Source organism: Streptomyces sp. NPDC051320 (assembly GCF_040682175.1).
GTDB lineage: Bacteria > Actinomycetota > Actinomycetes > Streptomycetales > Streptomycetaceae > Streptomyces.
In genome coordinates, this window is the sequence record NZ_JBFBAL010000001.1 from 657,521 (window position 1) to 677,032 (window position 19,512).

12 protein-coding genes are annotated in these 19,512 nt (G+C 72.5%); 1 reads left to right on the plus strand and 11 read right to left on the minus strand.

Annotated features, from left to right (window positions below):
- Nucleotides 1-47 precede the first annotated feature (47 nt).
- The 5 genes from nudC to AB0M87_RS03210 form a co-directional block, all read right to left on the minus strand.
- Nucleotides 48-953 carry an NAD(+) diphosphatase gene (nudC, locus tag AB0M87_RS03190; RefSeq protein ID WP_365849891.1) on the minus strand — a complete coding sequence of 302 codons (906 nt, stop codon included), beginning with the start codon at nt 951-953 and terminating at the stop codon, nt 48-50.
- Between the two features lie 141 nt (nt 954-1,094).
- A complete protein-coding gene (locus AB0M87_RS03195) occupies nt 1,095-2,498 on the minus strand; it encodes a dipeptidase (protein ID WP_365849629.1) in 1,404 nt (467 codons plus the stop codon).
- A gap of 10 nt (nt 2,499-2,508) precedes the next feature.
- Nucleotides 2,509-5,823 (minus strand): UvrD-helicase domain-containing protein, encoded by a 3,315-nt coding sequence (locus tag AB0M87_RS03200; protein ID WP_365849631.1) that lies wholly within the window; start codon nt 5,821-5,823, stop codon nt 2,509-2,511.
- 73 nt (nt 5,824-5,896) lie between these two features.
- The gene (locus AB0M87_RS03205) at nt 5,897-9,238 is read right to left on the minus strand and encodes an ATP-dependent DNA helicase (protein WP_365849893.1); all 3,342 of its coding nucleotides are present in this window, start codon (nt 9,236-9,238) and stop codon (nt 5,897-5,899) included.
- A gap of 183 nt (nt 9,239-9,421) precedes the next feature.
- Nucleotides 9,422-9,790, minus strand: coding sequence for an MGMT family protein (locus tag AB0M87_RS03210; protein WP_365849632.1), 369 nt, complete (start codon nt 9,788-9,790; stop codon nt 9,422-9,424).
- A 299-nt stretch (nt 9,791-10,089) separates the two neighbouring features.
- Between AB0M87_RS03210 and AB0M87_RS03215 the strand changes: the two genes are divergently transcribed.
- On the plus strand, nt 10,090-12,834 hold the full coding sequence (locus AB0M87_RS03215) for a lysylphosphatidylglycerol synthase transmembrane domain-containing protein (RefSeq protein WP_365849894.1): 2,745 nt from the start codon (nt 10,090-10,092) through the stop codon (nt 12,832-12,834).
- Nucleotides 12,835-12,850: 16 nt separating this feature from the next.
- Here AB0M87_RS03215 and AB0M87_RS03220 read toward each other — a convergent pair whose 3' ends face one another.
- From AB0M87_RS03220 to AB0M87_RS03245, 6 genes are all read right to left on the minus strand, one after another.
- The gene (locus tag AB0M87_RS03220) at nt 12,851-13,306 is read right to left on the minus strand and encodes a hypothetical protein (protein WP_365849633.1); all 456 of its coding nucleotides are present in this window, start codon (nt 13,304-13,306) and stop codon (nt 12,851-12,853) included.
- Between the two features lie 219 nt (nt 13,307-13,525).
- Entirely contained in the window at nt 13,526-14,704 is a 1,179-nt protein-coding gene (gene moeZ, locus AB0M87_RS03225) for an adenylyltransferase/sulfurtransferase MoeZ (protein WP_365849634.1), read from the minus strand.
- Nucleotides 14,705-14,767: 63 nt separating this feature from the next.
- The gene (locus AB0M87_RS03230; protein ID WP_365849635.1) at nt 14,768-15,607 is read right to left on the minus strand and encodes a spherulation-specific family 4 protein; all 840 of its coding nucleotides are present in this window, start codon (nt 15,605-15,607) and stop codon (nt 14,768-14,770) included.
- Complete coding sequence (locus AB0M87_RS03235) at nt 15,595-16,557, minus strand: NAD-dependent epimerase/dehydratase family protein (RefSeq protein WP_365849637.1); 963 nt, start codon at nt 16,555-16,557, stop codon at nt 15,595-15,597. Before AB0M87_RS03235 ends, AB0M87_RS03230 begins: the two co-directional genes overlap by 13 nt.
- Before the next feature lie 154 nt (nt 16,558-16,711).
- Nucleotides 16,712-17,770 (minus strand): hypothetical protein, encoded by a 1,059-nt coding sequence (locus AB0M87_RS03240; protein ID WP_365849638.1) that lies wholly within the window; start codon nt 17,768-17,770, stop codon nt 16,712-16,714.
- Nucleotides 17,767-19,422, minus strand: a complete 1,656-nt coding sequence (locus AB0M87_RS03245; protein WP_365849639.1) for a DUF3492 domain-containing protein — start codon at nt 19,420-19,422, stop codon at nt 17,767-17,769. The genes AB0M87_RS03240 and AB0M87_RS03245 overlap by 4 nt, the downstream gene beginning before the upstream one ends.
- Nucleotides 19,423-19,512: the final 90 nt, after the last annotated feature.

The window sequence follows — 19,512 nt, forward strand, 5'->3', positions numbered from 1 at the left end:
CTGCTTCGGCCGGTCCGGCGGCTTGGCCGCCTCGCAGACGGTCCGGGTCAGTCCAGCGGCTTCGGCAGCGGCTTTCCGTACCAGAGTTCCACCAGCCGGGCGGCGATCGAGATGCCTGCCGGGGGCAGCACCTCGCCGGACTCGATCGCGGTCCGCAGGTCATCGCGCGAGAACCAGCGCGCCTCGCTGATCTCCTCGCCGTCCACCTGGATCTCCGACGTGGTGGCACGCGCCATGAAGCCGAGCATCAGGCTGGACGGGAAGGGCCACGGCTGGCTGGCGACGTACTGGACGGCACCGACCGTGACACCCACCTCCTCCAGTACCTCGCGCGCCACCGACTGCTCGATGGACTCGCCGGGCTCCACGAAGCCCGCCAGGGTGGAGAACCTGCCTTCCGGCCAGTGCACCTGACGGCCCAGCAGCGCTCGGTCGTGCTCGTCGGTGACCAGCATGATCACCGCCGGGTCGGTCCGCGGGTAGTGCTCGGCCCCACAGGCCTGGCAGCGGCGGATGTGGCCCGCGGCCGCGATGACCGTACGCTCACCGCAGCGCGAGCAGAAGCGGTGCAGCCGCTGCCAGTTCTCCAGCGCGACCGCGTGCACCAGCAGGCCCGCGTCGCGCGGCGAGAGCAGCAGCCCCGCCTCGCGCAGCCCGGCCGGACGCGCCGACTGGTCCATCCGGCCGGGCAGGCTGTCCTTCTGGAGCGCGAAGTAGCGCACCCCGTCCTGGTCAGTGCCCAGGAAGTAGCGGTGCTCCTCGGTGAGCGGCGCCTCGAAGCTCGGGGTCATGACGAGCTCGGTGCGGCCGTCCGGGGTCTCGTCGATCAGCGCCTGCGCGCCGGAAACCACGAAGACGCGGGTCGTCGGGTGACTCCAGGCGGCCGCGAGCCACGCCTCGTCGAGGCGGTGGTGGGCGGCGCGGTCGATACCGCTCGGATCCGTCAGACCGATCGGCCGGTGCGGATCGCCGGGGGCATGGGCCCCTGCGGTGCCGGCTCCGGTGGCGCTGCTTCCGGTGGCACGGTTTCCGGTGGCGCTGCTGAAGTTACTCACAGGTGCTTCCAACTCCCCCTCGTGGACTGGTGGTGCGGTTCAGGCGGCCTGGCGCCCGGCAGCGGCGAGTTCGCCCCACAGATGGGCTGTGGTCTCCACGCCCTTGAACAGCAGGTCGAGTTCGACCTTCTCGTTGGGCGCGTGCCAGCCGTCGGACGGTACGGAGATCCCCAGGAAGAGGACCGGTGCGCCCAGCACGTCCTGGAGGTCGGCGGCGGGGCCGGAGCCGCCCTCTCTGGTGAAGCGGATCTTCTCGCCGAACGCCCGGCCCATGGCCCGTGCGACCGACTGGAGCGCCGGATGGTCCAGCGGTGTCAGACACGGCCGGGTGCCGGCGCTGAAGGAGATCTCATGACGGATGCCGGCGGGCACCCGAGCGGCCACCCACTCGGTGACCAGCTGTTCGACCCGGACCGGGTGCTGTCCGGCGACCAGCCGGAAGGACAGCTTCACCAGGGCGGACGTCGGGATGATCGTCTTGCCGCCGGGGCCCTGATAGCCGCCGCCGATGCCGTTGACCTCGGCGGTCGGACGGGCCCAGATCCGCTCCAGGGTGGTGTGGCCCCGCTCTCCCGCCGCGGCCCGGGACTTCGCGGTGTCCAGCCACTCGGCCTCGTCGAAGGGCAGCTCGGAGAAGAGGGCCCGCTCCTCCGCGGTGAGCTCGGCGACGCCGTCGTAGAAGCCGGGAATGGTGACGCGCCCGTCGGCATCGTGCAGCGCGGTGACCAGTCGGGCGATTTCGGTGGCCGGGTTGGGGACGGCGCCGCCGAAGGAGCCGGAGTGGATGTCCTGGCCGGGGCCGTGGAAGGTGATCTCGCACTCGGCGAGACCGCGCATGCCGGTGCACACGGTGGGCGTCGTCTCGGACCACATCCCGGTGTCCGAGACGATCACGGTGTCGGCGGCCAGTCGCTCGGCGTGCTCCTCCACCAGAGTGCGGAAGTGCGGGGAGCCGGACTCCTCCTCGCCCTCGATGATCAGCTTGAGGTTCACGGCGGGCGCGGTGCGGCCGGTGGCCGCGAGGTGGGCACGGACCCCGAGTGTGTGGAAGAACACCTGGCCCTTGTCGTCGGCTGCACCCCTTCCGTACATCCGGCCGTCCTTGACGACCGGCTCGAAGGGGTCGGTGTGCCAGCCGTCGGCGACCGCTGCGGGCTGCACGTCGTGGTGGCCGTAGACCAGCACGGTCGGGGCGTTCTCCTCACCGGAGGGCCATTCGGCGAAGACCGCGGGCGCGCCGGGCGTATCGATGATCTCGGTGACCGGGAAGCCGGTCTCCTTGAGTTTGGCGGCCAGCCAGTCGGCGCTGCGGCGTACGTCCACGTCATGGTCCGGCTGCGCGGACACGGAGGGAATGCGCAGCCAATCGGCCAGATCCTCCAGAAAGGGCCCGCGGTGCTGCTTTATGTACGTACGGACAGCGCTGTCCGGGGTGTCGCTCATGCCGTCGAGCCTAACCGGCCGGTGCGGGTGGCCGGTCCGGAGGTTCACCCAGCAGGATGCGCTCCAGTTCCGCGCGGCCCGGCAGCCGGGTGGGGCGGATCACTTCGCCGGTGCGTACGTAGAGGAACGCGGCATCGACGTCGCTGAGCGGGATCCCGTGCTGCTCGGCCCAGGCCAAGCGGTAGACGGCGAGCTGGAGCGGGTCTGCGGTGTGGGCGTGATGGGTCTTCCAGTCGACGATCTCGTAGGTGTGCCGCGAGGTGCGGTACACCGCGTCCATCCGGCCGCGGATCAGCCGGCCCGCCAGGGTGAGCGTGAACGGCGCCTCGATGCGGTACGGGGTGCGGCGGGCGTACGGGGTGCGCTCGAAGGCCTCCTTGAGCCCGGCCAGATCGCGCTCGTCGGCGATCTCCGGTTCGTCGTCGTCCCCGCCGGGAAGCTCGTCGGGCCCGAGCATGGGCAGGGGCAGCTCTTCGAAGCGGGACTCCACCCAGGCGTGGAACCGGGTGCCTCGGCGGGCCGCCGGCTGCGGCGGGCGCGGCATGGGGCGGGCCAGTTCTCGCGCGAACCCGTCGGGGTCCTCGGCGAGGCGCAGCAGCTGGGTGGCGGTGAGCGTGGGGGGGACGGGGACGTCCCGGACGGTCTGCTGGGCGCGCAGGAGTTCGGCGGTCAGTGCGCCCAGGTCGCGGTCCCAGGAGGCGATGGTCCGCGCGTCCTCGGGGGTCAGGGGGTGGGCGCCGGGTGCTCCGGGGACCGGCTGTTCCGCGCCTGCCTCTTCGGCGTCGGGCGCGGCACGGGCGTGCGGCACGGTGGCAGCGGCCGGTTCCGGCACGACAGCGAGCGCGTCGAGCTCGGCCAGCACGATGTTCGCCGCGGCCCGTCGGCGCTCCAGCGCCGCCTCGTCCAGCGGGAGCGGCCATGCGAGGTCCGCCGCGTCCGTGCGCAGCGCGGGGTTCTCCTCGTCCGGTTCCGGTGGGTCGGCCCAGGCCTCCGTCTCGCCGAAGCCCTGCGCGCAGTGCTCGTTCAGCGCGAGCAGGAACTCGGAGGGGCCGCGCGGCCGTTTCTGGCTCGGGCCCCACCAGTGGCCGGAACCGAGCAGCAGCGAGCGGGGGCGGGTGAAGGTGACATAGCCGAGGCGCAGCTCCTCGGTGTGCTGGTGGGACTTCATCGCCGCCTTGAAAGCCGCCAGTCCCTTCGCGTCCCAGTCAGCGACGTCGGGCAGGGTCGCCGCGTCCCCGCGCAGGGCATGCGGCAGGACCTTGGGCTGAGCCGTCCACGCGTCACGGGACTGCTCGCCCGGGAACTGCTTGGCCACCAGGCCGGGGACCGCGACCACGTCCCACTCCAGGCCTTTGGACTTGTGCGCGGTGAGCACCTTCACGGTGTTCTCGCCGCCGGGCAGCGCATGGTCCAGGCCCTTCTCGTACTGGGCGGCGGTCCGCAGGAAGCCCAGGAAGGCCAGCAGGCTCGCCTCGCCGTCGAGGGACGCGAAGCCGGCCGCGGTGTCCAGGAAGCCGGACAGCGTCTCCCGGCGCCGGGCGGCCAGGGCGTGCGGTGACGCGGAGAGCTCGACCTCCAGGCCGGTGGTGGCCAGCACCCGGTGCAGCACGTCCATCAGCGGATCAGCCAGCGACCGCCGCAGTTCGCGCAGCTCGGCGGCGAGACGCGCGAAGCGGACCCGGGCGTCGGCGGAGAACGGCAGGCCGTCGTCCTCCGCGCCGCTGTCCAGGAAGGTGTCGAGCGCATCGGCGAGCGAGACCACTTCGGCCGGGTCGACCCCTTCGACGGCCTCGGCCAGCCGCCGGTCCGGGTCCTCGTCCCCGGCCCTGTCGTGCCGTACGAGCAGCCGGGCCCGGCGTCCGAGCAGTGCCAGGTCGCGCGGGCCGATCCGCCAGCGCGGGCCGGTCAGCAGCCGGACCAGCGAGGCGTTCGCCCCCGGGTCCTGGAGCACCTCGCAGACCGCCACCAGGTCGGCGACCTCGGGCAGGTGCAGCAGCCCGGAGAGCCCGACCACCTCGACCGGCACATCGCGCTCCACCAGCGCGCCCTGGATCTCCGCGAAGTCGCCCGCGGTACGGCAGAGCACCGCGATCCCGGCCGGTTCCTTGCCGGTACGCACCAGGTGGGCGATCGAGTCGGCCAGCCAGCCGATCTCCTCCCGGTGGGTACGGAGCAGGGCGCACCGCACCATGCCGTCCCGCTCGGCGCCCGGCGCGGGCCGCAGCGCCTCGACGCCGGCGTGCATCGCCCGCAGCGGAGTGGCGAGACCGTTGGCCAGGTCGAGCAGCCGGCCGCCGCTGCGGCGGTTCTCGCTGAGCGAGAAGCGGGCGGCCGGGTGGCCGTCCGCGCGGGCGAAGTGCTCGGGGAAGTCGTCCAGGTTGGCCACGGAAGCACCGCGCCAGCCGTAGATGGCCTGGCAGGGGTCACCGACCGCGGTGACCGGGTGCCCGGTGCCGCCGCCGAAGAGCCCGGAGAGCAGCAGCCGCTGCGCCACCGAAGTGTCCTGGTACTCGTCGAGCAGCACCACCCGGAACTCGTCGCGCAGGATGGTCCCGACCTCGGGCCTGGTCAGCGCCAGCTCGGCGGAGAGGGCGATCTGGTCGCCGAAGTCGAGCAGGTCACGGCCCCGCTTGGCCTCGCGGTAACGATCCACCAGGTCGAGCAGTTCTCGGCGGGCTGCCGCCGCCTCCGGGACCTTGCGCAGATCGGCGTTGGAGAGCTTGGCGCCCTCCAGGGTGTGCAGCAGTGCGGTGTCGTGGGCACGCAGCCGATCGGGCGGCACGAGGTGTTCGGCCAGTTCGCCGTCGAGCGCCAGCAGGTCGCTGACCAGCGAGGAGAACGATCGGGTCAGCGCCGGGTAGGGGCCGGGCGCCTCCTTGAGCACCCGTGCTGCCAGCTGGTAGCGGGTGGCGTCGGCGAGCAGCCGGGCGCTCGGTTCGAGGCCTATCCGCAGCCCGTGGTCGGTGAGCAGTTGCCCGGCGAAGGCGTGGTAGGTGGAGATGCGGGGCTCGCCGGGAGGGTTCTCCGGATCCATGACGTCCGGGTCGGTGACACCGGCGCGGACCAGCGCCTTGCGGACCCGCTCGGCGAGCTCGCCGGCTGCCTTGTTCGTGAAGGTCAGCCCCAGTACCTGCTCGGGCGCGACCTGTCCGGTGCCCACCAGCCACACCACCCGTGCGGCCATCACCGTCGTCTTCCCCGACCCGGCTCCGGCCACGATGACCTGCGGGGCGGGCGGCGCGGTGATGCAGGCCGTCTGCTCCGGGGTGAAGGGGATGCCGAGGAGCTCCTTGAGCTGCTCGGGGTCGGTGAGGCGCGGGGTCACATCGCAGAGGCTAACGGCGCCCTCCGACATCGACCGAATGACCGATCCAGCGATGACCGCATGACCGCACGGGTCACTCGACGACGTGCCGGCCTTCCGGCAGCGCGCTGCAGGAGGCGCGGAACGCACAGTTCGAGCAGTGGCTCCCGGTGGTGGGCGTGAAGCGCTCGTCCAGCACCTTGCCGGCCGCCGTGGCCAGCAGGTCACCGACCCACTCCCCCGCCAGCGGTTCCTGCGCCTGGATCTTCGGGAGGGCGTCGCCGCCCTCCTTCCGGGCCGCCGCCTGCCGCAGCTGGACGAGTTCGGCGCCGCCGGGTTCGGGGCGCCGGCCGCCGAAGACCTCGTCGACCGCCCCTTCGCGCACCGCGAGCTGGTAGACCGCGAGCTGCGGATGGTGGGCGACCTCGTCCCTGGTGGGGGCCGCCTTGCCGGTCTTGAAGTCGACGACGTAGGCCCGGCCGTCCCGGTCCTCCTCGACGCGGTCCATGGAGCCACGGATCCGGACCTCGTACTCGCCCGCTGCGAGGGTCACGTCGAAGCCGTGCTCGGTGGCGGCCGCGCTGCGGCCCGCGCGGTCCATCACATGCCAGCGCAGGAAGCGTTCCAGCGCCACCCGCGCGTGTTCCTTCTCCTGGGCGGATTTCCAGGGTGCGTCGAAGGCCAGCGAGTCCCAGACCGAGTCCAGGCGCTCCATGAGGACCGCCAGGTCGGCCGGGGTGCGTCCGGAGGCGACTTCGTCGGCCAGCACGTGCACCACGTTGCCGAAGCCCTGGGCGGCGGTCGCGGGTGCGTCCGCCTTCACCTCGCGGCCCAGGAACCACTGCAGTGAGCAGGTGTTGGCCAACTGGTCGAGGGCGCTTCCGGACAACGCGACCGGCTGCTCCCGGTCACGCAGCGGGACCTTGCTGTGCGTCGGCTCGTACAGGCCCCACCAGCGGTACGGGTGCGCTGCGGGCACCAGCGGCCGGCTCTCGTCGTCGGCGAGGGCGGCGAGTCCGGCCAGCCGATGGGCGGCGGCCTCGCGCAGTTCGGCGGACGACCGCGGGTCCACGACGGTGGCGCGCAGTTCGGCGACGAGCGGGGCGACCGCCAGGGGCCTTCGCGGTCGTCCGGTGATGTCCTTCGGTTCCACTCCGAGCTCGGTGAGGAAACGTGAGGGCTGGTCGCCGTCGTCGGCCGGGGCCTTGACCGCGGTGACGACCAGGCGGTCGCGGGCACGGGTGGCCGCGACATAGAAGAGCCGGCGCTCCTCGGCGAGCAGCGCGCCGGGGGTCAGTGGCTCGGCGAGTCCGTCCCGCCCGATCCTGTCCGCCTCGAGCAGTGACCCGCGCCGTCTGAGGTCCGGCCACAGCCCTTCCTGTACCCCCGCGACGACGACCAGGCCCCACTCCAGGCCCTTGGCGCGGTGTGCGGTCATCAGCCGTACCGCGTCGGGCCGTACGGGCCGCTGGGAAAGCGTGTCGGCGGCGATGTCCTGGGCGTCGAGCTCCTCCAGGAAGTTGAGCGCGCCGCGTCCGCCGGTGCGTTCCTCGGCGCGGGCGGCGGTGTCGAAGAGCGCGCAGACGGCGTCCAGGTCCCGGTCGGCGTTGCGCCCCCCGGCGCCGCCGCGCAGCGCGGCTCGCTCGAGCCGCCGGGGCCAGCCGGTGCCGTTCCACAGCGTCCACAGTGCCTGCTCCGCGGTGCCGCCGTCGGCCAGCACCTTGCGCGCGGTGGCCAGCAGCGCACCGAGCTGCTGCGCTCCTCGGGCGTAACCGGCGTGCACGACGAGCCGCTCGGGCTCGGCGAGCGCCCGGGCGAGCAGTTCGTCGGACGGCGCGGGCAGCGGGTTGCCACCGGCCCGCTCCTCGTCGCGGAGCGCGCGCCCCACGCGACGGAGGTCGGCCGCGTCCATGCCGCCGAGCGGGGAGGCCAGGAGGGTGAGCGCGATGTCGGTACGGAGCCAGGGTGCGGGCCGGGGCGCCGCCTCCGGCGCGTGCGCGGACTCGGACGTGGGTGCGGGCGCGGACCCGTCGGCCCCGTCGGTCCCCGGATCGGCCGTCGGAGCGCCCGGCAGGTCCGGTCCGCCCAGCGCCGCCTCCGCCACCGCGCGCAGCGCGGTCAGCAGCGGGGCCACCGCGGGTTCGTGGCGCAGCGCGACATCGTCCCCCGCGATGTCCAGCGGCACGCCCGCCGAGGTGAGCGCCCGGCGGACCGCGGGGATACTGCGGCCGCCGGCCCGGACCAGTACCGCCATGTCCTGCCACGGCACCCCCTCCTCCAGGTGGGCCCGGCGCAGGATGTCCGCGATGTTGTCGAGCTCGGTGCCCGCCGTGGGGTACGTGTACGCCTCCACCCGGCCCCCGGCCCGTACCGCCGACAGTCCGCGGTGTGCCCGCACCTTGTCCGCGGGCAGCCGGGGCAGCGGCATCCGCTGGGTCAGCAGCCGGGTGGCGGCCAGCAGGGACACCGAGGAGCGGCGTGACCTGGTGAGCACCTCGACCCGGGCGGGCGCGCCGTCGCTCCGCGGGAAGGCATCCGGGAAGTCCAGGATGCCGCCGACGTCGGCGCCCCGGAACGCGTAGATCGACTGGTCCGGGTCCCCGAAGGCGACCAGGGTGCGCCCGCCGCCCGCCAGCGCGTGCAGCAGGCGGACCTGTGCCGGGTCGGTGTCCTGGTACTCGTCGACGAACACCGCGTCGTACCGCAGGTCCACCCGCTCGGCCAGCGGCACGGCGCGGTGCACCAGTTCGGCGTAGTCGAGGACACCCTGCGCGTCGAGTACATCCAGGTACTCGGCGAGGAAGTCGGCGGCCGCGCCCCAGTCGGGCCGGCCGGTGCGCCGTGCGAACGCGGCCAGCGTGTCCGGTCCGAGGCCGAGTTCCCGGCTGCGGGCGAGCACCGCCCGCACCTCGTCGGCGAAGCCACGGGTGGTCAGGCAGGCGCGCAGCTCGTCCGGCCACCGGATGTGGCCGAGCTCCAGCTGCCCGGCGAGCAGCTCGCGCACCGCCACGTCCTGCTCGGGGCCCGAGAGCAGCCGCAGCGGCTCCGCGAAGAGGTCCATGTCCTGGTGGGCGCGGACCAGTGCATAACAGAAGGAGTGGAAGGTGGTCGCCTGCGGCCCGTGCACCCCGCCCAGCCGCACGGCCATCCGGTCGCGCAGTTCCACCGCGGCCTTGCGGCTGAAGGTCAGGACCAGGATGCGCTCCGGATCCATCCCCTCGGTGATGCGCCGGGCCACCGCCTCCACCAGCGTGGTCGATTTCCCGGTGCCCGGCCCGGCCAGCACCAGCAGCGGTCCGGTCCCGTGGTCAACCACCGCACGCTGCTGTGCGTCCAGTACAGGTGGATCAACGGTGCCCGGTGGGGTGCGCACCAGCCGGTACGCGCCGGGCGGCCGTTGCCGTACCGGGTGGAAGGTGGAGGAGCTCACGTGGATCGCCGGTCCTGGGGGTTGTGCGTGCGGGTGCGGGTGGTGGGTGCGGGAACGGAGGTGCGTCCGCGGTGCCCCGCTGACGCTACGCCTGCGGACATCGCGGCTGCAGCCGGTCCGCCCACGGCCCCGGTGCGTCCCCCGTACGGTCCTCAGACCACCCGCGGGACCATCGGATGGCGGAAGCTGTCAGACATGAGCCCCGTCGCCGCCGTCCCAGCGCGCCCGTCTCATGTCGAGGCGCGGTATGTGGCCGGCGGCTTCCCGGGCGGCCGACGACGACTCCTTCAGCGGGGTGGACTCCGCCCGGTAATGCTCCAGCGCACGCAGCTCGTGGCCGGGCAGCAGAGCGCCGTCCGCACGCACCACACGCCACCACGGCGCGGTGCCGCCGTAGAGCGCCATCACCCGTCCGACCTGGCGCGGGCCGCCTTCGCCCAGCCATTCGGCGATGTCGCCGTACGTCATGACGCGTCCCGGTGGGATCCGGTCCGCCACCTCGAGGACCTGCTCCGCGTACGCCGGAAGCTCGGCCGGTTCGGCACTCACCCGACCCATCCTGCACTACGCCTCCGACAGCGGGCCGGGTCCCGTGCGGAAAGGCCGGTTCATCACAATCGGGCTCTGATGCCCGCCTCGGTCGCCCCGACATGCCACCATCATCCGGGCGCCGTACCGCGAGGCACGGCGCCGTGACGCGCGGCCACCGGGGGCGGCGCGATCGGAAGGACACGACGGAGGGGCCAGGCGTGCAGCAGCCACCGACGGCGGCGACCGCGGCCGCCGCCGAGCCGCCGTCCGGTGATCCCGGTGATCACGGTGGGGGAAACCAGCCGGAAAACGGGCAGGCATCGGACATGGAGACCGGCGCAGAGCCCGGGAAGAAACCCGCCGAGGAACCCACCGCGAAGCCCACCGCCGAGCCAGCAGCGAAGTCCGCCGCGGAGCACGCGAAGGTGTCCGGCCCGACCGGCGCGCACCCCGCCACGGCGTCCGACTCCGCATCCGGCACCGGCTGCACGGACGCGGGTCCCGTCGACCGGGTCTCCGGTGACGAACCCCTGCTCGCCGCTCGCGTGCACCGCCCCTCCGACCTGCTGCGGCTGCTCACCGGCATCCTGGCCATCGCGCTGGTACTCGCCATCTCGGCCTTCGCCCACGGCACCACGTCGGGCCTGGAACAGGACATCAACAACGGCACGGGGCAGGCACCGGACCTGGTGATCAAGCTCACCGGTCTTTTCTCTTCGATCGCCATACTCATCCTCCCGGTCGGCTTCGCGATCGAGCGGCTGGTGAAGCGCGACGGGCTGCGGATCGCCGACGGGGTGCTCGCCGCGGTACTGGCGCACGGCGTGGCGCTCGCCACCGACCTCTGGGTCACCAGGGCCGCCCCACGGTCGATCACCGACGCGCTGACCCATCCGATGACGAACGGGAACCTGACCGATCCGGTGCACGGCTACCTCGCGCCGGTCATCGCCTACATGACGGCCGTCGGCATGGCCCGCAGGCCGCGCTGGCGGGTGGCGCTCTGGGTGGTGCTGCTGGTCAACTCCTTCGCCGTGCTGGTCGGCGGACAGACCACCCCCTTCTCGATCGTCGTCACCATCCTGCTCGGCTGGACCGTCGCCTACGGCACGCTGTACGCCGTGGGCTCCCCCAACGTGCGCCCCACCGGCCGGCAACTGCTGGCCGGTCTGCGACAGGTCGGCTTCAACCCGGTCACCGCGATGCGCGCCGGGGACCTCCCCGACTCCGCCGAGCAGGGCGACCGGGGGCGGCGCTACTTCGTCACGCTGGAGGACGGCGCCCCGCTGGACGTCACCGTCGTCGACCGCGAGCAGCAGGCGCAGGGCTTCTTCTACCGCGCCTGGCGCCGTCTGACGCTGCGTTCGATCTCCACCGGCCGGTCGATCCAGTCGCTCCGCCAGGCCCTGGAGCAGGAGGCACTGCTGGCGTACGCGGCCATCGCGGCGGGGGCCAACGCACCGAAGCTGATCGCCACGTCCGAGCTGGGCCCCGACGCCGTCATGCTGGTGTACGAGCACACCGGGGGCCGTCCACTCGACTCGCTTCCCGACGCGGAGATCACCGACGAGCTGATGCGGAGCGCCTGGCGCCAGGTGCAGTCGTTGCAGTCCCGCCGGATCGCGCACCGCCGCCTGGTGGGGCACGCGATCCTGGTGGACCGGGCCGGTGCGGTGATCCTCACCGAGCTGCGCGGCGGTGAGATCGCGGCCTCCGACCTGGTGCTGCGGATGGACATCGCCCAGTTGCTCACCACCCTGGGCCTGCGGGCCGGTGCGGAACGCTCGGTGGCCGCCGCCGTCGCGGTACTCGGCCCGGACGCGGTCGCCGACAGCCTGCCGCTGCTCCAGCCGCTGGCGCTGAGCCGCTCGACCCGGTCGACGCTGCGCCAGCTGGCCCGGGAACGGTCGGAGCGCGAGCGGGAAGCGGTGATAGCGGCGTCGGACGCCGCACGGCAGGCGAAGGCCGAAGCCCACGGAGCGGCCCATGACAGCCGCAGGACCGCACGGGCCGACAGGAAGGCCGAGAAGGAGGCGATCGACGACGCGATGGGCGGCGTCCGCGAGGAGGACCTGCTCTCCCAGATCCGCCACCAGGTCCTGCTGATCCGTCCGCAGGCACACGCCGAACCGGTCCGCCTCGAACGCGTCAAGCTGCGCACCCTGCTCAGCGTCATCGCCGGGGCCATCGCCGCGTACTTCCTGCTCTCGCAGATGGCGAACATCCCCTTCCACCAGCTGCTCACCAACACGCAGTGGGGCTGGGTGGCGGGTGCGGTGCTCTTCTCCGCGCTGAGCTACGTGGCCGCTGCGATGAGCCTGCTCGGATTCGTCCCGGAGAAGGTGCCGTTCTTCCGGACGGTGCTGGCGCAGGTCGCCGGGTCGTTCGTGAAGCTGGTGGCACCGGCGGCGGTCGGCGGGGTGGCGCTCAACACCCGCTTCCTGCAGCGTGCGGGGGTCCGGCCCGGGCTCGCGGTGGCCAGCGTGGGGGCCTCGCAGCTCTTCGGCCTCGCCAGCCACATCACCCTGCTCGCCATCTTCGGCTATGTGACGGGCACCGAGCGGACGCCGTCCCTGACCCCGTCCCGCACGGTGATCGCCGGACTGCTGGCGGCCGCTGTGCTGGCTCTGGTGATCACCGCAGTACCGTTCCTGCGGAAGTTCATCGTCACCCGGGTGCGTTCGCTCTTCGCCGGTGTGGTGCCGCGCATGCTCGACGTACTGCAGCAGCCCCGGAAGCTGCTCACCGGCATCGGCGGGATGCTGCTGCTGACCGGAACGTTCGTGATGTGCCTGGACGCTTCCATCCGGGCGTTCGGCGAGGGCAACAACCTGAGTTACGCCAGCATCGCGGTGGTCTTCCTGACCGCCAACGCGGTGGGTTCCGCGGTGCCGACCCCGGGTGGCGTCGGCGCGGTCGAGGCCTCCCTCACCGGCGCCCTGGTGATCGCCGGACTGCCCTACGCGACCGCTGCCGCGGCCGTACTGCTCTTCCGGCTGCTGACCTTCTGGCTGCCGGTGCTGCCCGGCTGGCTGTGCTTCAACTATCTGACCCGGCGGGGCGAGCTGTAGGAGCCCGCCCGGTGCGTCACAGGCTCCTGCTGCGCTCCAGCGTGCGCAGGATCAGCCACTGGTCGCCCCAGGCCATCGCCGTGCCGAGCACGGCCATCAGCACGCCGACGACGACACCACCGGTCGCCGCCCCCATCGCGAATCCGGCCATCCCCAGCGCGCCGCGCACCGCGAACCGCACGGCGAGCAGGCCGACGGCGAGGAGCCGGGTGCGCTTGTTCTTCCAGAGCGCCTTCATGAAGCGCATCCGGGTGCGCAGCACGGTGAGCGACAGCGTCAGGTTCACCGCCGCCACGACCGGGATCAGCCAGTACGCCACCGGGTAGGCCCGGGCGATGTCGAAGACACCGGCGAAGGCACCGACGATGGGGAAGTACCAGGTGGGGAGTCCCTTGACCGCCGGAGCCACCTCCTGCCGCAATCCCTCGGCGAAGGCCGGCTTCTCGATGCTCACTGCGGTCACTGCGGTCATTTCGGTGCCCCCTGGTGCTCGGTGTTTGCGACACCAGAAGCTTCTCGCCCGGACCACCCCGGGCGGCAGAGCGAAGCGTCCGCACTCCGGCAGGACAAATGTCCCGCGCACCCGCGCGCAGCCGAAGAGAGACAGCCAAAGGAGAGAGGGATGGCCGGCACACACTGTGCCGGCCATCCCTCTTCACTCACCTACCGCCGGCTAGTGCCGGGAGCGGCACTAGTACACCGGCTTCTCGGGCTCGATCTGGTTGACCCAGCCGATCACGCCGCCGCCCACGTGGACCGCGTCGGCGAAGCCCGCGGACTTCAGGACCGCGAGGACTTCCGCGGAGCGGACACCCGTCTTGCAATGCAGGACGATCTTCTTGTCCTGCGGGAGGTCCGACAGCGCGGTGCCCATGAGGAACTCGTTCTTCGGGATCAGCTTCGCGCCGGGGATCGAGACGATCTCGTACTCGTTCGGCTCGCGGACGTCGATGATCTCGATCTTCTCGTCGGCGTCGATCCACTCCTTGAGCTGCTTCGGAGTGATCGTCGAACCGGACGCCGCCTCCTGGGCCTCCTCGGAGACGACGCCACAGAAGGCCTCGTAGTCGATGAGTTCGGTGACCGTGGGGTTCTCGCCGCAGACGGCGCAGTCCGGGTCCTTGCGGACCTTGACCGTGCGGTAGGTCATCTCCAGCGCGTCGTAGATCATCAGGCGGCCGACCAGCGGCTCACCGATGCCCGCGAGCAGCTTGATGGCCTCGTTGGTCTGGATGGAGCCGATCGACGCGCAGAGCACGCCGAGCACGCCGCCCTCGGAGCAGGAGGGGACCATGCCGGGGGGCGGGGGCTCCGGGTAGAGGCAGCGGTAGCAGGGGCCGTGCTCGGACCAGAAGACGGACGCCTGGCCGTCGAAGCGGTAGATCGAGCCCCAGATGTACGGCTTGTTGAGCAGCACGCACGCGTCGTTGACGAGATAGCGGGTGGCGAAGTTGTCCGTGCCGTCCACGATCAGGTCGTACTGGGAGAAGAGGTCCATCACGTTCTCGGCTTCGAGCCGCTCTTCGTGCAGGACCACATTCACCAGCGGGTTGATCCCCTGGATGGTTTCCTTGGCGGACTGGGCCTTGGAGCGGCCGATGTCGGACTGGCTGTGAATGATCTGGCGCTGCAGATTCGACTCGTCGACCTCGTCGAACTCCACAATGCCCAGCGTGCCCACGCCGGCGGCGGCCAGGTACATCAGGGCGGGCGAGCCGAGGCCTCCCGCGCCGACGGCGAGTACCTTGGCGTTCTTCAGGCGCTTCTGCCCGTCCATCCCGACATCGGGGATGATCAGGTGGCGGGAGTACCTGCGGACCTCGTCGACGGTGAGTTCAGCAGCTGGCTCGACCAGGGGTGGCAGCGACACGGGGACTCCGTTGGTCGGTATCTACGTACGATGGTTCTTTTCGTAACACTGCCACGCCCCTTCTCATTCCGAGATACCCGGTCCGATCCGCGAGACGATTTCGTCCCAGTAGCCGGGCAGCGCCTCGAATGGGTCGGTCTGTCCGACATACGCCGATGAGCCGGTGCGGTGCGTCCGGTCGGTGTCGTTCGTTCGGTCGGTGCGGTTGGTTCGGTCGGTGCGGTTCGTGCGGTCCATTCGGTTGGTGCGGTCGGTGAAGAAGATCGTGCCGGCTCCCTGCCAGCGGGCGATCCGGATGGCCTCCTCCAGGTGGGTCCGCGGAACACCGTGCACGAAGTGGCAGAAGTGCTCGGCCGGGTAATCGGCCGTCCACTCCGCCACCTGCGACCAGCGGTACTCGGCCCACGGTCCGTTGAAGGTGACCAGCTGGTCGGCCGCCTCGGCGTAGCCGGGGTACGGGTGGCAGCCGTGGCCGAGCACCAGATGGCAGCCGGGGATGCCGAGGCCGCGCAGGGCGGTGGTGATCCGGCGGGTCTCCGGGAGACTTCCCCGGTCGGCCGGGGCGCGGTCGAGACAGAAACCGTCCACCTGGTACCAGTCGGCGAAACGGTGGGCCTCCGCGATCAGCTCGCCGAAGTCCCGCTCGCCGTGGGCCAGGTCGAGGTGGCCGAGCACCCGGGTTCCTGCGTTGCGCAGGCGACCCGCCGCTTCCAGGCAGCGCGGGTCGGGGCGGTCTCCGGGGCCGCCCGAGACGTTGAGCACCACCCAGTGCAGCGGCGTTCCGGGGCGGGTCAGTTCGGCCCATTCGACCGGAGCGACCAGGGGGTGCGCGTATCCGGGTACCCCGAAGCCGATCTCGGCGGTGCCGGTCCGTGCGGTGTCCGGGGTCGTCAGATGCGGCATGCCGCCTCCATCCAGATGTCGGCGAGGGACTCCTCGAGGTTGATCCGCGGGCGCCAGCCGAGGCGGTCCCGCGCGGTGCGGACGTCGGCCTGCTGCCAGTTGCCGCAGCCGTCGGGGTAAGGGGAGGGCGCGGCGAGGTGTTCCAGCACCGGTTCAGCGGGGCGCTGGGCGACCAGGCCGCCGTGCCGGTGCTGCGGGCCGTCGATCTCGTGCAGCGTCCCGGCGAAGCCGGCCACCCTGGCCAGTACGGCGGCGGTGTCACGCAGCTTCACCGCTCGTCCGGTGCCGATGTTCACGACGCCCTGAGCAGCCGAGAGGGAAGCCGCGTGCACGGCGCGCGCCACGTCCCGTACATCGACGAAGTCCCGCTGGACGCCCAGCCCGGAGAGTTTCAGCTCGTTGTCGCCGTTCTGCATGGCGCGCCGCATCGCCTCGGCGAGACGGCCGAGCGGGGAACCGGCCGGTGTGCCCGGGCCGACCGGGGAGAAGACTCTGAGCACCAGGGCGTCCAGACCCGAGTTGAGGACCAGTTCGGTGGCGGCGAGCTTGGACACCCCGTAGGGGCCGCCGGGGCGGGGCAGCGCGTCCTCCGCGGTGGACGAGCCCTGCTGACTGGGCCCGTACTCGGCTGCGCAGCCCAGCTGGACCAGCCGGGCACTGCAGCTGCTGCGCCGCATGGCCTCGCAGACCGAGGCGACGGCGACGGTGTTGTGCCGGGTCAGGTCGCGGGCACCGCCTCGGGTGGCCCCCGCACAGTTGATGACCACCCCCGGGTGTACGGCGTCCAGGAAGCGGGTCAGTGCTCCCGGGCTGCCGCTGGCGAGGTCGAACCGGACGTCGGCGTCGTCACCGCGTCCGAGGGCCGTGAGATGCACGGCGGGATCGGCGAGCAGGCGGTCCGCCACATAACGGCCGAGATAGCCGTTGGCTCCGAGCAGCAGCACCCTCATCGCGCGGCCACCTCTCCATACCGACGGGCCGGGGCTGAAGGTTCGGGGCTCATGTGTCGTTCTCCTTCTGGTGTTACCGGTGGGTGGACCCGCGGCGTCGGCTCCGCGGGAGTCTGCGGTGGTGGCGATCGAGGCGCCACCGTGGGGGTACGGCTCAGGTGTGTGCCGATGCGCGGGAGAGCGCGGCGGTGGCCCGGATCAGCAGCGTGAGTGCGGCGGCTCCGCAGGCGAGGGCGGGAACGGCCGCCGCGCCCAGCGCCTCGACCGGTACGGCGACGAGGCGGCAGCCGGGGAGCCGGCCCACCAGGACGCAGGCGGCAGCGAGAGCCTCGGCGGCGCAGGCGGCGGACAGGGTGAGGGCGGCAGCCCGGTGAAAGCCGTGCACATTGAGCAGCCTGGCGACGAAGAGCGACACGCCCAGGGCAGCGGCTCCCACGGTGAATCCCGGCGCCAGGAGCAGGGCGGCCGGGGCGAGCGCGAACAGGGCGGTGACGACCAGGACGAGCGGCCTGGTGTGCGCGGCGAACTCCGCGGTGCTCCGGCTGTCCGCGAGCTTGCGCCGGGCCAGCAGCGAGAAGAGCCGCGCGCACCAGGCCGCCGGTGCGACGGTCAGCGCGAGTCCCACCAGCGGAGTGGCGGTGACCGGCCACGGCCCGTCCGGGCCGCCGCGCAGCAGCTGGTCGAGCAGACCGTCGCCGCAGGCCGCGTAGACCAGCAGCCAGCACACCGCGAGCCGCGCGGCGGGTACCACTCGCCGTCTGCCGCTCAGCGGCCCGCGGCGGAGGGTGATTCCCAGCGCGCCGCAGGTGCCGAGCGTCCCGACGACGACGGCGACGAGCCGCCCCTGGCCGTGTGTCACACCGGCCGCCACCGCCGTGGCAAGGGCGCAGCCGCCGGGCAGCAGCCCGAACAGCGGGGCGCGCGGCGCGAGCTCCGGCGCGGGCTCGTCCGCCTCGGTCTCCGCGCCTCGGGGCACCCTGGCATAGAGCTCCTCGGCCAGCGAGAAGACATCCCGGTGCCGGAACCGGGCGGCGGTGCGATCGGTGATTCCGTGCGCCTCGAGTCCGGCGGCGATCTCCAGGGGGTCCACCGCGCGCTCGCACAGTTCGCGGTGACGGTGCATCAGCGCGCGTACCGGGTCGGCGGTGCCCCGCGGGGGCTTGCGCGCCGGCGCAGGCGTCGGCGCCGACTCGGTGGTTCGGGGGATGCTCATACGACGACCTCTCGGTCCGGCCGGGGCGATGCGGAGTCGCTCGCCGCCCAACTCGGCGTACGGTCAGCGGCCGGCGCCGCCCAACCAGCTGCCACCCGGGTCTCCGCCGGGTGCGCGAACGGGTGGATGTCGCCGGTGTCGTCCACCGGCGTACGCCGGATCGGGCCATGCGCGATCAGGTCCAGGTAAATGCCGTGAAATGCCGTGAGGTTCTGCTCGACGGTGAACAGTTCGAGCGCCCGGGCCCGCGCCGCGGCGCCGAGCCGGGCCCGGCGCTGCGGGTCACTCAGCAGCGCCAGGCAGGCATCGGCCAGCGCGCGGGGGTTGCGCGGCGGCACCACCAGACCGGTACCGCCGATGACCTCGACGACGGCGCCCACATCGGTGGAGACCGTCGCGCGGCCGCAGAACATGGCTTCGACCAGGCTCACCGGGAAGCCCTCCACCACACTGGACAGCACCACGACCGCGCCGCCCGCATAGGCGTCGGCCAGCTCGGGTGCGTCCGGGCCCCCGATCTCCTCGAAGGCCACCGGGTTGCTGCCGACGGCATGGGCGTCGGTCGCCTCGTCCGGGAACAGTTGCGCGGCGAGCGCCCGGCAGTGGGCGAGATAGGCCGCGCCGTCCGGCCCTTCGGCGGGGGCACCGACGATCCGCAACTGGGCGGCGGGCTCCGCCCGGCGGATCTCGGCGAAGGCGTGCAGCAGCGAGATCAGGTCCTTGGCCGGTTCGATGCGCCCGACCCACACCAGGGTGTCCGGGTCGCCGGTGTCCGTTCCCTCCCCGACCGCGGCGAAGCGCTCGGCCTCCATCCCGGGATAGACGGTGCGCAGCTTGGCGCGGTCCGCGCCGCACTTCTGCTGCCAGCGGCGGGCGTGCGTGTTGCCGGGGGTGATGACCGCGGCCTGCTCGTACACCTCGGCGGCCAGCCGGCCGTGGAAGGCGGCGAGCAGCGCGCGTACCGGGGCCCGGTGCGTGCCGCCCGCGATGTAGTGCGAGCGCAGCTGGACGCCGTACTCCGTGACCAGCAGCGGAACGCCGAAGAAGCGTTTGGCCAACAGGCCGGGCAGCGCGGCCGTTCCGCCGGCGGTGGCGTGGCAGAGGTCCACCGCGCCGAGGTTCTCCTCGGTGTACCAGTCGAGCGAGAGCGCCCGCAGCGCACGCTCGAGCAGGTCGGCGAAGGCGAGGTGGTCGGAGACCCGGGCCGACTGCACGGTGCGGTTGGCGCCGGGCGCGCGACAGGCGGACTCCAGGATGCGCACCGCGGCTTCGGAGCGCAGCGCGGCGGACAGCCCGCCGCGTTCCCCGGCGAGTTCGGCCAGGCCGTAGAGACCGGCGGCGAAGTCCGTACCGTCGCCGCAGACGGCGGCTGCCAGCTCCTTGAAGTGGCCGGCGAAACGGTTGCGGTCGCGGCGGCCGTACGTCCGGTCGTCCCCACCGCCGTCGGCCGGGGTCCAGAGCGGAGCCGTGTGCACCCGCACCACCTGGGGCGGCAGAGCGAGCCAGCCGCACTCCTCCTGATGGGCGCTGCGGCTCAGGGCGTAGACGTCGAACTCGTGCCCGTCGAGCCCGCGCACCAGCCGGTCGCACCAGAGCCGCGACTCACCGGTCGCATACGGATAGCCACCGTCCGTGAGCAGTCCTGTCCGCACGAGTACACCCCCGGTCTCCTTCCGAACGGCCGCCGTTGAATGTCGGCGACCCACAGCGGAAAGACCGTAAGCCGGTACACAGGTGGCGCG